The organism is Colwellia sp. KU-HH00111 (genome assembly GCF_040362745.1).
GTDB lineage: Bacteria > Pseudomonadota > Gammaproteobacteria > Enterobacterales > Alteromonadaceae > Colwellia.
Genome location: NZ_BAABWO010000001.1, coordinates 407,523 through 421,684, shown reverse-complemented (window position 1 = coordinate 421,684; position 14,162 = coordinate 407,523). Strand labels below are relative to the sequence as shown.

Genomic DNA, 14,162 nt, shown 5'->3' with positions numbered 1-14,162 from the left:
TGACTCTCTTGTTAAGTGTTTTTTGTCAGTTTAGCTATAATGCGAATATCACAGCCAACCATGCGAACATCAGCAATAGATAAGGCTTTTGCTTGAACCAAAGTACTGGTATTTGGCATGTTAACTAAGTTTTTTCCATCTCCACCAAGTAATTTAGGCGCTTGATACAGTATAAGTTCATCGGCTAAATCCTGCTCGATAAATGCCCCCGCTAAATTAGCACCAGACTCGACTAAAACATCATTTAAGCCCCGCTGTGCAAGACATTTCAACAATGCTGTCAGGTCAATTTTAGCACGAGCTTTATCACTTTCACCTTGGCTTGGCATTATCATTGGTAGTTGTACTTGTTCTACAAAATGAGGCCACTGATGAATGTTTTCAAGGTCTTGCTCATCATATTTTCCTCGAACAATAATAATAGCAGATGCTTGCTGAAAAAATGCCAACCTTGGTGTTAAACGGTTTTGGCTATCAATCACCACACGTACTGGTTGGCGAACTTGCGCTTGTGGGTAATGTGCTTTTAATTCCCCCAACTCAGACCAACGAACCGTCATTTTGGCATCATCCATTAAAACAGTATCAGCGCCAGTGATAACAGCGCAGCTTTGCGCTCTAATTTTTTGCACATCACGCCTAGCATCAACTGAAGTAATCCACTTACTCTCACCACTTTTCATGGCGGTTTTACCATCTAGACTAGCGGCTAACTTAACTCTTACATAAGGTAAGTTTTGTGTCATCACCTTGATAAAACCTAAATTGAGTGCTTTGGCTTCATGTTCTAATAGTCCGGACTCTGTTTGGATTCCTGCTTGCTCAAGCATTTTCAAACCACGACCTGCAACTCTAGGGTTAGGATCGACCATGGCGGCAACCACACGTTGCACTTCTGCATTAATTAAACCTTGAGCACACGGTGGGGTTTGGCCAAAATGACTACATGGCTCTAACGTAACGTAAGCAGTAGCACCCTTTATTAATTGCGGATAATTTTTGCTAGCGTCAAGCAAGGCATTCACTTCAGCATGCCCTTGCCCTGCCATTTGATGAAAACCAGAACCAATAATTATTTCTTTGCCTTCTACATGGCTCACTAATACACAGCCAACTCTTGGATTTGGTGACGTGGTATAATGACCTTTTTGGGCAAGTTTAATTGCCAATGCCATGTAGTGATGATCTTGCTCGCTAAACACTATACCTTTTATACCTTATTTGTGATGGAAAACTGCTGAGGTTATCTAGACTTAGCCTACAAACTATTTATTTGCTGATTTTCCTCTACTGAGGCTTTCTTTGCCTAAACGGGCAATTTCATCAGCAAATTCACTAATATCTTCAAATGACAAATACACTGAAGCAAAGCGTAGGTAGGCGACCTTGTCTAATTCTTTTAATTGAGACATAAGCAAATTGCCGAGCATTTCGCTGGTTATTTCACGCTCACCAGTAGCACGCATTTGCGATTTCAATTTGTTAATAGATAACTCTACCTGCTCTGTACTTACCGGTCGTTTTTCGAGTGCGCGCATTAATCCGCTACGCATTTTATCTTCATTAAACGGCTCTCGTGTACCATCTCGCTTGATGATTCTCGGCATAACTAGCTCGGCAGTTTCAAATGTTGTGTAGCGCTCATGACACGACAAACATTCACGGCGACGTCTGATTTGGTGCCCATCCGAAACTAAACGCGAGTCAATAACCTTCGTTTCTTGTGCACTACAAAAGGGACAATACATAGTTTACCTATAGTCAATATTTAGCTGTAAGATCTAGCGGCACGTGTTATTTATCATAATAAAAACCAAAAATGGCCGCATAATTGCGACCATTTTAATATAAATTCACTTAAATTTGTAAATTAGTTTTTTATATTCAATATACTACTTGTATACAGGGAAACGTGAACATAGAGCTTTAACTTGGTCTTGTACCTGTGCAATAACATCTTCATTGTTGATATCATCTAAAATATCACAAATCCATCCAGTTAGTGCTTTCGTTTCTTCAATGCCAAAACCGCGACGTGAAATAGCCGGTGTTCCTAAACGTAAGCCACTAGTTACAAATGGAGAACGAGGATCATTTGGTACAGAGTTTTTATTCACTGTGATATGTGCTTTGCCTAACGCTGCATCAGCATCTTTACCAGTAATATCTTTATCAATTAAATCAAGTAATAACAGATGATTTTCCGTACCATTTGATACTACTTTATAGCCACGTTCTTGTAACACTGCAACCATAGCCTTAGCATTATCTAACACATTTTGTTGATAAGCTTTAAATTCTGGCGCTAATGCTTCTTTAAAGGCAACCGCTTTTGCAGCGATGATATGCATTAATGGACCACCTTGGCCACCAGGGAATACCGCACTGTTTAATTTTTTATAGATACCTTCATCATCACACGCTGAAACAATCAAACCACCACGAGGGCCTGCTAAGGTTTTATGAGTAGTTGTCGAAACAACATGAGCATGAGGAACAGGGTTTGGATATAAACCAGCCGCAACCAGACCTGCAACGTGAGCCATATCAACGAAGAAATAAGCGCCTACGCTGTCGGCAATTTTACGCATACGCGCCCAGTCAACAATACCAGAAAACGCAGAGAAACCACCGATGATCATTTCAGGTTTATGTTCGTTAGCTAAACGCTCAACTTCATCATAATCAATGTCGCCTGTTTCAGGGTGTAACCCATACTGGAACGCTTCATAAGACTTACCTGAGAAGTTAACATGTGAGCCATGCGTTAAATGACCACCGTGAGCCAAGCTCATGCCTAATACTTTTCCACCAGGTGTAACTAAGGCTTGAAAAACCGCCGCATTAGCTTGTGAGCCAGCATGTGGTTGAACGTTAGCATAAGTAGCACCAAATAATTCTTTAGCGCGGTCAATGGCTAATTGCTCAGCAACATCTACATACTCACAACCACCGTAATAACGTTTACCAGGATAACCTTCAGCATATTTGTTGGTTAATTGTGAGCCTTGCGCTTCAAGTACACGCGGACTACAGTAGTTTTCAGATGCAATTAGTTCAATATGCTCTTCTTGACGCACAACTTCTTTGCTCATTGCTTCATAAAGTTCAGCATCATAATCAGCAATATTCATATCACGAGTAAACATGTTTTTTCCTCAAGTGGCCAGCCGTTGGCTAGAACGGTTAAGATGTTTTCCTAAGTTTAATGCGGCGTATTCTGCCTGAAATGAGCCATTTTGTACATTAAAAATGTACATGTGTTTAGCTCTTTTCGCACTGATTTATGCCACAAGTTATAGTGTTTTATTCGATCTAAGCTTTCAACGATTAGATCAAATTCTATAACGGTAGAATATAGCGAATAAAAAACAGAATAACAACAAATTTAAAACGATAAGCTCGTAAATTTCAAAATATAACTCAGAAATACAGCCATAATCGAATTTTTATTTTGATAGTAAACCTTTTAACTGTTTCAATTCATTAGAGCGTTTCAGATGAAATAGATGAGCAACAATCCATAGTGTAAACACAAATAAATTAATGATTAAAAAGGCAGGCCAAAGCGGTTTTTCTGTGCCGTGGCGCATCACATAGATATAGCAATTAATCGCAGGTAACATGAAATAACATGATAATTTAATTAATTTAATATACTTTATTGACGACTGACAGCCTGCTACAGCATTGATTATTGCTTTATCCGGGCTATCACAACTATGCTTCCATGGATGATGTCTGATCTTAATTTCATAATAAACAAATACAGTAGATAAGAGGCTACCAAAAGCTACATACATTAGCGTAGCATTGTCCCAATCTGCTTGATATAAGCCAATACAAAGGGCGATAATCAAACCTAAAGTAGCAACACAATCAAGTATTAGTATAGCCTTGGCCCATAGTGTACGCCTTCTGGTTTGCTTCAGTAATGCTTGAATATCTGTTTTTTCATATGGCTGAGCTTGCCAATCTTCGGTCAATGCTAGCCAATCTTCATCAAGCATTGGTAATTCTGTCAATTTATTTTCTTCTTCATTTAATGGAGAATTATCTTTAGTCATACTGCCTCCAATATTTGTGCTAATGCTGATTTAGCACGCTGTAAACGCACACCAACAAGGTTTGTAGTAATAGAAAGTACTTCAGCTATTTCTTGATAGCTCATTCCCTCTAAAGCCAATGTGATCACCTGCTGTTGTTCAAGTTTTAATTGCCTGATTGCACCCAGCAGCTTTTGTTGGCGTTGGCGCTGATTAAGCGATTGATAAGGGGTTGGTTGATGGTGATCTTTTTCAGCTTCTTGACTGATGTCAGTTAAGTCTTGATCTGCCTGAATTGTTTTTATCGCTTTTGCTACATGCGTTGCTAGAACATTGTGAGCAATTCGAGCCACAAAGGTTTTAACGCTCGAATCTTGGCGAAATTTAGGTAACGCACGCCAAACGTTCAAAGCAATTTCTTGAAATAGTTCATCCTGAATGGCTGGTTTAGCTTCAAAACCAGTAATAATATGACGCAACAACTTTTCATGCTCCGTCATCCAACAGGTAAAAGTTTTTTGATTGTGCAAAGAGAAACTCATCGAATTAGTAAAAGCCCCACCCATTGAGGCTTTTTCATTGTAAACAGATGCTATCAAGTTATTCATCATTAATAATGAATTTAACTTAATGCCATCACGACTTTTTCTGAGGTTAGCTTTTTCGCCATTGCTAACACTAATGCCACTGTAACACCTATAGTTACTCCACTAGTAGCCAACATTGCTAACATGTTCACTTCTAAACCTTTAAACACATCTTCAATAAGTAAAGATTGCCCTGCAATAGGCATCCAATCTAACCATGGCGGCCTATCATCCATCATCATTAATGCAAAAGGTACAAAAGCAGGAATGGCGATAACCATACCAACCGTTGACTGAGCTTCTTTAAAACTTTTGGTTTGAAACGCTAAGAACAGCTGACAAGCCGAGGCAAAAAAGCAAATGGGTAACAAAATAAATAATAAAGTCATTGCTTTAGTAAAGTCCAAACTAAACGTAGCACCTACTTTAGTTAAATCGACAAAACCAACAGACAAGGTAGTTAATACCAAGACTAACAACACCCCAATGATAGAAATAGTAGAGGCGCTAAAAAGCTTAGCCAAGACAATTTTCATGGTACTAACCGGTTGGCAAAGTAACATTTCTAACACATTACGTTCGCGCTCTCCGGCACTTGAGTCAATAGCGACTGACAGCCCCGACATAAAAGCTGCCATCATCATATAAAGTCCCATCATCATTGATATCATGATGAACGTGGCATCGGGTTTTGAAGTATCTTGCTCGACTAACTTTACCGGGTTAAGAAGACGAATATCAACCCCTCTTAATAACAATCGTTTGTAGCCAATAGATAGTGAGAACTCTCGCACTGCATTGTTAATTCTTCGTACCGGTGGCCCTACAGCTTTGTCGTTAAAGTCAGCCTGAAGATGAACTTTTATCGGCTTACCTTGTGCCATTTTTTGTGCATAATCTTGTGGAATTTCGATTACAATGTTGCGCTCATCCCAAATGGCTTTATCTTCAGCTGGAATATCAGAGAAGCTTAACAAATTTTCTTTAGCAAAATGCTCAATCAACTTAGGCGCATATTCAGCGCCGTTGAATTTTATATATACGGCGGGTTTATCAATGGCCTTTTCTATCATTATTTTTGAAAAAACAACAATCATCACCGGCGCCATAATCGCCATCATTAACGCCATCATTAACGCACGCTTATCACGAAAGGCTTCTCTATATTCTTTTAACAGTAGCGCTTTAAACTGGATCATGCTGCCACTCCTTCATCAGAGCCAATTAACTTAACAAAGGCTTCTTCTAAGTGTGTTTCACCTGCTAAGTCACATAACTCTTGTGGTGTACCTTGTGCTGCTAAACGACCATTGGCAACAATAATCACTCTATCGCAAAGGGCCGCAACTTCTTGCATCACATGCGATGAAAATAAAATGCAATGTCCTTGAGCTTTAAATTTAGCTAAATGGTTTCTTAAGATGCGAGTACTCATAACATCTAACCCACGTGTTGGCTCATCCAGCACAAAATTTTGAGGTTGATGCACTAATGACTGTGCTAGTGTTACTTTCATTCGCTGTCCTTGAGAAAACCCTACTGTGCGCCTGTGTGCCAACTCTTCTAATTCTAAATCATTAATCACTTGTTCAATTGCATCTTTTTTAGTTTGCCCAGTCATGCCATGGATACTGGCAAAATAGTCAATTTGCTCGTAGGCGGTTAAACGCTCGTACAAACCAAATTTGTCAGGAAATATGCCTAATTTTGCTCGAGCTGCAATGGGGTTTTCTGTTACTTTGATGCCGTCAATGGTCGCATCGCCTTCATCGGCTGATAACAAACCATATAGTGTGCGCAGGCACGTGGTTTTTCCAGCACCGTTGGGTCCTAAGATACCGGTAATTTCACCATCTTTGGCTGTAAATGACAGACCATCTAATGCTTTAACGATATTCTTTTTATCAACAAAACGTTTATGTAAGTTATTTACTTCGATCATCATTATTTCCTTATTATTGTTATTGAATACCATTAACGCTAGTCATAAAGGTTTCTTGTGGAATATCGTTTAAACAAGATTCATCAAGTGATTTTGGGGTTTTAGTGGTTAAAAATTCATTGATGATATCGCTTGCGCACGTTCCCATTGCAACCGTATGAGAAGCATTTTCCACCACAATATGATGACTATCAGGTAAGGTTTTCGCAGGATAGTCACCATTACTTGGAGGGGTAACTGGATCTAATTCTCCTGACAATATTAAGGTTGGAATATCTGCCGTAACGGGTTGATAGAACTCTTCACTTGGACGATATTGAGGGAAATATGGGCAAATCATGTCCCAGCCTAGGTGAGTAGCACCGCCATCAAAATTATTTTCTGAATCGAGTTTTCGTGCCATTTCGCTAACCCTTGGAATATCTTCATTACAGACAATATTAAATAGTAAACCTGTGTACACTAGTTGATCACCCTCTGTGCGGGCAATTAATCCAATTAGCGGTTGATAGTTTCCTAAAAAAGCTTGATGAATGACTAAAGGCACCATTGAACGCCCTTCCATACCATATAATTGAAAACGCAAATTACCGGTGAACTTCTCGTCGTCCAACACAAATTGAGTGGGAGAGCCTAACCTTGGGTGTTGTATATCAATAGAAATAGGCGCTTTAGCTAAACGCGCTTTAACTTGTTGGAACTCTTGCGCTAAATCTGGAAACGCTTTATTGCATGATTCACTTTGTTTACAGTTTTCTAGCAACAAATTGAACGAGCGCGCTCCGCTTTGACCAAACATGCCAATAGGAACCTCTATTGGGCCAACACTATCAAGTACCACACTCTCTAATGAATTAGGGAACATTCGCATATATACCAAGGCCGCTCTCGTTCCATACGAGCCACCATAAATATTAATTTTATCATGACCTAATGCGGCACGTACGGCATCAAAATCACGAATTGCATTTTCTGAATTATATTGGGTCACGTCACCTTTAAATTGCGCAATGCATTTTTTAACCTCTTGAACATCGAGTTGTTTAGGCAAAATACGGTAAACATCTTCTTCGTCCTCTAAATCACATGCTAATGCACTGCTTTTACCCGTTCCTCGTTGATCAACTAAGATAATATCTCGCGTTTTACGCGCTTCTCGAAAAACACGATTTAGCCCTGTTGCTAACTCAACCGCTGCTTGGCCTGGACCACCCGCTAAAAACATAAGCGGCGGCTTATACTCACTATTATCAATGGCGGGGAGTACGGCAAAATTTACCGTGATTTTATCGCCCGATAATTTTTCATAATTTTCAGGAACCTCAAGCTTACCGCATTGAACTTCTGAACGTATTTCACCTAAATGACATCCTGCTATTAATACTTTATTTTCATTAGCCCAAGTAACACTGGTTGACATCAATAAACTAAACGTTAATATTTGTTTCCACGTTGTTTTCATAAAACTTTCCCTTAATAATTTCCTACAAATAGTCTAAGCATCTAGCTATTTATTACAATTTTTTTTCAATAAATCCATAAAAACACTTAAAGCATTGAATAGTAATGATATTTATTTTATTTACAAAGCACGTCTTGATAGAAACAGTGACTCAAATTATTTAATTTCTCTGCTAATAATTGAAAATCCGTAAATTCTCATTTTTTTTTCTTAAAAACAAAAAATAGCATTCCCAAACAGCCCAATAAAAGATAAAGTTAAAATATTGATTTTCCCTAAATATCTAAGGAACCCCTATGGAATTAAATCAGTGGGTAGATGAATTATTTGAAGTGTTTGATGAAGATAAAGACGGTGTTATTAGCCGCTCAGAATTTGTTGAACTCATTGACGTGCTATTACAAGACAAAGGCATTCGGATGTGTGAATCTATTTTTAATAGATTCGATACTAATCACAGTAATTCGATCTCTAAAGACGAATTGAAAGAAATGGTTATAGAATTGGCGCTATAATTTTTTATTAATTTCCACTCTTCGTTACTAAGCATAGCTCTCTTTTTGCGAGCTATGTTTGTGTTATCTAGCCTGTATTTTTTCTTTGTATTTGCCTTACTCTTTTATTGCCTTCTGGTCTGATCTCTTCACTTTATCAGCTCACTCTGTTATTATTTGCAAATCAGTGTACACGTGTACGCTAAAAAAACAGAGTAACAGATATGATAAAGTCCTTACCAAGTTATAGTAAAAATGAAGAGTTAGCCAACACACTAAGCCATGGTTTAGGGGCTTTGCTAAGTATAGCTGCGTTAGTTTTATTACTAAACTATTCTGTGACTAATACAGCCGTTAGCTATTCCATCAGCAATGACACGCTACGCATTGTCAGTTTCAGTATTTATGGCACTAGCTTATTATGCCTTTTTCTTGCATCAACTTTTTATCATGGTGTAAGTAATAAACGAGTCAAACAAGTATTTAAGCTACTCGATCACTGTGCAATATACTTACTAATAGCAGGTACTTATACCCCATTATTACTACTTAGTATGCAAGGAGCACTAGGCTATAGTTTAATGGTGGTTATTTGGGCAATTGCACTTGGTGGTATTTTATTTAAGATTAAACTGGGCCATAAATATAAAAAAACATCGTTAGCTACCTATTTAGGCATGGGTTTTATTTCATTTGCTATTTTAGGTGAACTGCATAAAGTATTACCCAGTGAAGCGCTTACGTTATTGGCAACAGGGGGAGGTGTTTACCTACTTGGGGTGATTTTTTATGTGCAAAAGAAAATTCCATTTAATCATGCTATTTGGCATTTATTTGTGTTAGCCGGTGCCGCTTGTCATTTCTTGATGATTTATTGGTATGTTTAGGATTAGTAGATTACCGAGCTTACAAAAAACCTAACGTACGTTAGGTTTTTCATCACTATTTATAGCTATGCTAACTACAGTTATGCCTATAGGGTTTTAATTGACCGAAACTAATGCTCTCTTTAATTCTTCTTTATTGATTTTGTTTTTATCACTTTGAATTAATGGCAGTGACTTTTTATAAACAACTCGGCTTGGGATCATGTAAGAGGCTAAATGTTTCTTTAGTTCAAACAAGATTTCTTTTTCTGTTATTTCATTTATAGCTGAATATACCATCACTATCTCTTCTTCAATTTGTTCATTTTCTAAGCCAAAAACAGCGCAGTTTTCTATTTGTGGTATGTTTTTCGCGACGACTGATTCAACTTCAAAAGGTGATACTCTAAAGCCACGGGTTTTGATCATATCGTCTTTTCGAGAAACAAAATAAAAGTACCCTTCTTCATCTTTATATACGTAGTCACCCGTTGCCACAACCAATTCATCGGTTAATTGACCTTCAAGATTTATTACATCTTTTAAGATCTGTACTGATTTAAAACGTTCAGCATTTTGCTCAGGTGCATTCCAAAAACCGCGATAAATGTAGCCACCACGGTGAATTAACTCGCCCACTTCACGCACGCCACATTCTTTGCCATCTTCATTAATTACGTAAAGCTCAACATCTGGAATAGCTTTGCCGATAGAGTCAGGTCTTATTTGTACTTGTGATGGGTCTAGATAGGTTGAACGAAAAGCTTCAGTCAGACCATGCATTGAATAAAAGTTAGCCTGCTTAAATGTGTTTTTACAGTCTTTGATCATTTTTGCAGTAACATTACCTCCTGATGATGTAATGGTTTTTACGCCTGAAAACAACTCGGCACTAGGAATGCGCTGAATATCTTCATCAAACATTTGAGAAATGTTGATAGGCATCAGCGGTAAAATAGTCACTTTGTCATTGATGATATGGTTAAAAAAATCATCTGCTAAAATAAAACGATGTAGTGCTAAGGTTGCTTTTTTATATAAGGTGCAAAAGATTTGGTTTAAGCCATAATCCAAATTAAAAATAAGCACACCAGAGATAACATCACTTTGCGCCAGCTGCAAATATTGGGAAACAACCCTAGCAGAATCTATTAAGTTACGGTGTGATATTACAATGCCTTTAGGTGTACCTGAGACACCAAAAGAATAAGTGATTAAAGCATTGCTATGACCGTTAATATCGCAAAGGTAGGGTTTGTTATAATATTTAAAAATTTCATCAAATGAGGCGATCCCCTTGCTAGCAGTTTCATATGAAATAATATGACCACTAAAGTTAATCTCTTCAATACTTTCAAGCTTAACTTTGTCGGTGATAATACATTTAATATCGCAATCGTTAATAATGTATTCCACTTGCTCTGCTTTTAACAAGGTGGTCAATGGTACTAAAATATAGTCGGTAGATAAAATAGCCAATACAGCAATAACCTGCTCGATGCCTTTAGTCGAATAAATACCAATGCGAGAATCTTTAGGTAAGTCTAGCTCGTTCAAGTAATAAGCGACTTGATTGACTTTAGTAAACAGTTCCGCGTAAGTAATATTGTTATTATTAAACAGGACCGCTGTTTTATCGCTATGGCTTTGCACCGCAGCTTCAAGCAAGCTTCTAACACAGTTTATTGACATAATTCTTTTCCTTCTTCTTGCGCTTCTTTAACATCAACACTATCAATGGGTGTATCAACACTCGCTAAGGTCCAAATATCATAATTACTATCAAGCACTGTGGCTGGATTATGTGCTGAATTTAGAATTTTTTTATAGAAAAATGAAATAATATCTTCTATTTCATCACGCGCTAATACTTTGGTAATACCACCGGTTAGCACAATAGAGTTAATTGCTAATAACTTTAAGTTAATATAGGCTTTTTTATAATGTGATATTTTACATAGCACTAAAAAAATAGCGAGTTGCATCAGTATTTTTGTTGCTTTGGCGCTTTGCTCTTCAAAAATATTTTCGGTTACTTTTAAGTGCATTAATAACTCATAAACAAATTCGTTATTTTTTGCTGCAAATATTAGCGACTGTTTTGATTTATACACACCGAGTTTTTTAAAGACTAATCTATCATACTCATTTTCAGTCACTATGTTGTCATCAACCAGATCTTTTGAATAATGAATATCGGTTGTTGCACCGCCAATATCAAGTAAAATAAATGGGTTAACCACTGAGAATTTTGCATCAATTAAGGGTAAAGTTTTATTAACCACGTAAGGCGTAGGATAAATTTGATTAGAGGTAATATCGTACAGATGTTTAATATCTTCTTTACCTTCAATGTCTTTTTGGTAAAGATTGGTTAAATATTCTCGCAAATGCTCTTCAACAATATGCAGTCTGTCATCAATGATATTAGGCAGTATTTCAACATTTTCAATATTTGCTTTTATTGAGGGTACATCAATGCTATTACCGACAAACACGATATTTGAATAACGCAGTTGCGCTAAATAATGATACAACTTGTTTGAAAAGATATCACCGTTTGAGTTAATACCACCGACAATAATAACCACATCAATCAAATCACTAGGCAGCGAGTAATCTTCTATATTTTGATACAAAACGGTATCAATAATATTAATCCCTGAGTTAAACGCAATATTAGTGGCATATTTTAAGGAAAAAGTATTAGTTACCCCGATAATTAAGGTGGTTAAGCCGCCATTGGCAGATGAACAAATATGTACATCTGCTTTGCTATATCTCTCGATAGTTTTGCCGCATTTATGCATAAGGTCATCTAAAATATCTTTATTAAAATCTCTAAAATGCTGCTCTATCTGCGCTCCTGTACTGAGCTTGAAATAGGTACTGCCAATATCAATAAGCAATTTTTCTGGCTTGGCATTATTTGCATTGTTTACTATGTTCGTACTGCTCATTGCATGATTCCTATATCGTGAATAATATCATTAACAATACTGGTGGTATCTTTAGTTAAATCACATTGGGCTTTATCATAGGCGTAACATCTTTCGGGAATAGGCACATTGCCTCGTTTGATAATACGGATGTTTTTATTAGCATCGCGAATAGTGATCATATTATTATGATTAATGATATGAGGAGAAAAAGGCACGTCGATTATGCCATTTTTTATAGAATTAAATACTTTACGCCATAAAGTGTCTGCTGGGTCGTTAAATACTGCCTCCATAATAGCCTTAACTTGTAGCGTTAACATTTCTTCTTCTTCTTCATCAACCACATTTGGCAAGCCATTAAGAATACCTAAGGTATATTGGGTATTGGCCACAGTTTTAGCATTAGCTTCTTTAGTTGGAATACCCGAGGCTTCTTCTCTGGTTTTGGTAATAATTTTATCTGCGCCCACCATGGAGGCGATTACAGTAGCAATATTAATTAATTGTTCCGCATAATCTTTATTGGTTGGAAAAGCGCCCATCCACTGATGGTATACTAGGTGGATTGAAGCATCACTACAATTGATCTGTGCTGCGTAATACTTAGCGAGCTTTTTCAGTACTGCACCCGTAACAATATCTTGGTTCATTGAGCCTTGTTGCGCAAACGAAACCGAAAACGACTTTACGCCCTCTTCTAATGACAACAACATTTCCAATAGTTGAATAACAATGGTGATTGACGGTGGCACTAATGTCGCGGTGAGAGGACCAAACGATTCTCTGTTAATAGGTTCATTCAATTTAGAATAGTTAGCACACACTCTTTCTACATACTTCCAATATAGAAAGGCTTTATCAAGCGGGAAGTTTTTTGAATAAGGTAAAAGGTAGGTAATCGGGCCGCCTTCAATTTCAAAAATACCCGAAGCAATCGCTGTTTCAATCAATAGCCTGGCATCTGGTGTACCATGGCGTAAGCTCACAGGTTTATTAAAATGAGTGATCATTTTACGCGTAGTGCGATAGCCATGGTTTACTAATGGATAGCCATTAAGCATATCCACATCATTCTCTTCACTTAAGCGGAGCATTTTCTTTGAGGTGGCATAGTCATTTAAGCGCGTGTTTGAGTCAATAGTTAACGGCAAGACATCAACCTTGGCATCGACAAAAAATTCATAAAGCGCAAATTGTTTTTTATAGGTAGGAAAACCGCCACGGGGTTGCACTAACATTTTGCTTTGTTTGTTAAAATGATGAGAGATAAACAGATCTTTGCTAGCGTTTTTAACAAACTCTTCTACTTCAGCAAAATCAAACGTATCAACATACTCATTGCTCAGAATTATTTCTCTTTCTTCTTGCAGCAAACTCATTTGTTATTTCTCACTTGTAGGGGGTTTACGTTCAGGTTTCTTTGTTCAAGTAAGGCTTCTAACATGTCTAATCCGGTATTTAAATCGACTTGGTGGCACACAATATCAAAGCCGTAATTTTTATAGCGTGGCACTATATCTTCAGCATTACCGGTGCCAACCACTAAATTACCACCGATCATCATAATCAATTCATCTAAAGTTTTGTACTTTGCTTTTAGTAGCTTAACCTCACGACTCCAACCTTCTGCTTCGCCGTTAAGGGAAGAGATCATTAATACATCAGCGCCTGTTTCTACAGCCGCATCAAAAAACTCCTCTAAATATGTGTTTACGCCAAGGTTAAACACTTCATACCCTCTGGCATTTAGAGACAGTTCAATTAATCGGTTAGCGACTACATGAATATCATTACCCACTACGCCTGTTACTACTTTCATATCA

At 37.5% G+C, this 14,162-nt stretch carries 14 protein-coding genes; 2 read left to right on the top strand and 12 right to left on the bottom strand.

The window, feature by feature from the left end; translation table 11 throughout:
• Window positions 1-11: 11 nt before the first annotated feature.
• The 8 genes from ribD to ABXG98_RS01695 all read right to left on the bottom strand — a co-directional run bounded on the left by ribD (window position 12) and on the right by ABXG98_RS01695 (window position 8,037).
• Window positions 12-1,205: a bifunctional diaminohydroxyphosphoribosylaminopyrimidine deaminase/5-amino-6-(5-phosphoribosylamino)uracil reductase RibD gene (ribD, locus tag ABXG98_RS01730; protein WP_353537449.1), complete on the bottom strand. Its 1,194-nt coding sequence runs from the start codon at window positions 1,203-1,205 to the stop codon at window positions 12-14.
• 60 nt (window positions 1,206-1,265) lie between these two features.
• Window positions 1,266-1,748 carry a transcriptional regulator NrdR gene (nrdR, locus tag ABXG98_RS01725; protein WP_353536953.1) on the bottom strand — a complete coding sequence of 161 codons (483 nt, stop codon included), beginning with the start codon at window positions 1,746-1,748 and terminating at the stop codon, window positions 1,266-1,268.
• A 144-nt stretch (window positions 1,749-1,892) separates the two neighbouring features.
• Window positions 1,893-3,149: a serine hydroxymethyltransferase gene (gene glyA / locus ABXG98_RS01720; RefSeq protein ID WP_353536952.1), complete on the bottom strand. Its 1,257-nt coding sequence runs from the start codon at window positions 3,147-3,149 to the stop codon at window positions 1,893-1,895.
• Window positions 3,150-3,449: 300 nt separating this feature from the next.
• A complete protein-coding gene (locus tag ABXG98_RS01715; protein WP_353536951.1) occupies window positions 3,450-4,067 on the bottom strand; it encodes a hypothetical protein in 618 nt (205 codons plus the stop codon).
• Window positions 4,064-4,645, bottom strand: coding sequence for an RNA polymerase sigma factor (locus ABXG98_RS01710; RefSeq protein ID WP_353536950.1), 582 nt, complete (start codon window positions 4,643-4,645; stop codon window positions 4,064-4,066). The genes ABXG98_RS01715 and ABXG98_RS01710 overlap by 4 nt, the downstream gene beginning before the upstream one ends.
• 23 nt (window positions 4,646-4,668) lie before the next feature.
• Window positions 4,669-5,832 (bottom strand): ABC transporter permease, encoded by a 1,164-nt coding sequence (locus tag ABXG98_RS01705; protein ID WP_353536949.1) that lies wholly within the window; start codon window positions 5,830-5,832, stop codon window positions 4,669-4,671.
• The gene (locus ABXG98_RS01700; RefSeq protein WP_353536948.1) at window positions 5,829-6,575 is read right to left on the bottom strand and encodes an ABC transporter ATP-binding protein; all 747 of its coding nucleotides are present in this window, start codon (window positions 6,573-6,575) and stop codon (window positions 5,829-5,831) included. Before ABXG98_RS01700 ends, ABXG98_RS01705 begins: the two co-directional genes overlap by 4 nt.
• A 19-nt stretch (window positions 6,576-6,594) precedes the next feature.
• Window positions 6,595-8,037 carry an alpha/beta hydrolase gene (locus ABXG98_RS01695; RefSeq protein WP_353536947.1) on the bottom strand — a complete coding sequence of 481 codons (1,443 nt, stop codon included), beginning with the start codon at window positions 8,035-8,037 and terminating at the stop codon, window positions 6,595-6,597.
• Window positions 8,038-8,333: 296 nt separating this feature from the next.
• Between ABXG98_RS01695 and ABXG98_RS01690 the strand changes: the two genes are divergently transcribed.
• Complete coding sequence (locus ABXG98_RS01690; protein WP_353536946.1) at window positions 8,334-8,552, top strand: EF-hand domain-containing protein; 219 nt, start codon at window positions 8,334-8,336, stop codon at window positions 8,550-8,552.
• A 203-nt stretch (window positions 8,553-8,755) separates the two neighbouring features.
• Window positions 8,756-9,418, top strand: coding sequence for a PAQR family membrane homeostasis protein TrhA (trhA, locus tag ABXG98_RS01685; protein ID WP_353536945.1), 663 nt, complete (start codon window positions 8,756-8,758; stop codon window positions 9,416-9,418).
• A 96-nt stretch (window positions 9,419-9,514) separates the two neighbouring features.
• Here trhA and ABXG98_RS01680 read toward each other — a convergent pair whose 3' ends face one another.
• The 4 genes from ABXG98_RS01680 to glmS are packed head-to-tail and all read right to left on the bottom strand — an operon-like array spanning window position 9,515 to window position 14,158.
• On the bottom strand, window positions 9,515-11,089 hold the full coding sequence (locus ABXG98_RS01680; protein WP_353536944.1) for an AMP-binding protein: 1,575 nt from the start codon (window positions 11,087-11,089) through the stop codon (window positions 9,515-9,517).
• The gene (locus tag ABXG98_RS01675) at window positions 11,080-12,357 is read right to left on the bottom strand and encodes a glutamate mutase L (RefSeq protein WP_353536943.1); all 1,278 of its coding nucleotides are present in this window, start codon (window positions 12,355-12,357) and stop codon (window positions 11,080-11,082) included. The genes ABXG98_RS01680 and ABXG98_RS01675 overlap by 10 nt, the downstream gene beginning before the upstream one ends.
• Window positions 12,354-13,718, bottom strand: a complete 1,365-nt coding sequence (locus ABXG98_RS01670; RefSeq protein WP_353536942.1) for a hypothetical protein — start codon at window positions 13,716-13,718, stop codon at window positions 12,354-12,356. Before ABXG98_RS01670 ends, ABXG98_RS01675 begins: the two co-directional genes overlap by 4 nt.
• Window positions 13,715-14,158, bottom strand: a complete 444-nt coding sequence (gene glmS, locus ABXG98_RS01665; RefSeq protein WP_353536941.1) for a methylaspartate mutase subunit S — start codon at window positions 14,156-14,158, stop codon at window positions 13,715-13,717. The genes ABXG98_RS01670 and glmS overlap by 4 nt, the downstream gene beginning before the upstream one ends.
• Window positions 14,159-14,162: the final 4 nt, after the last annotated feature.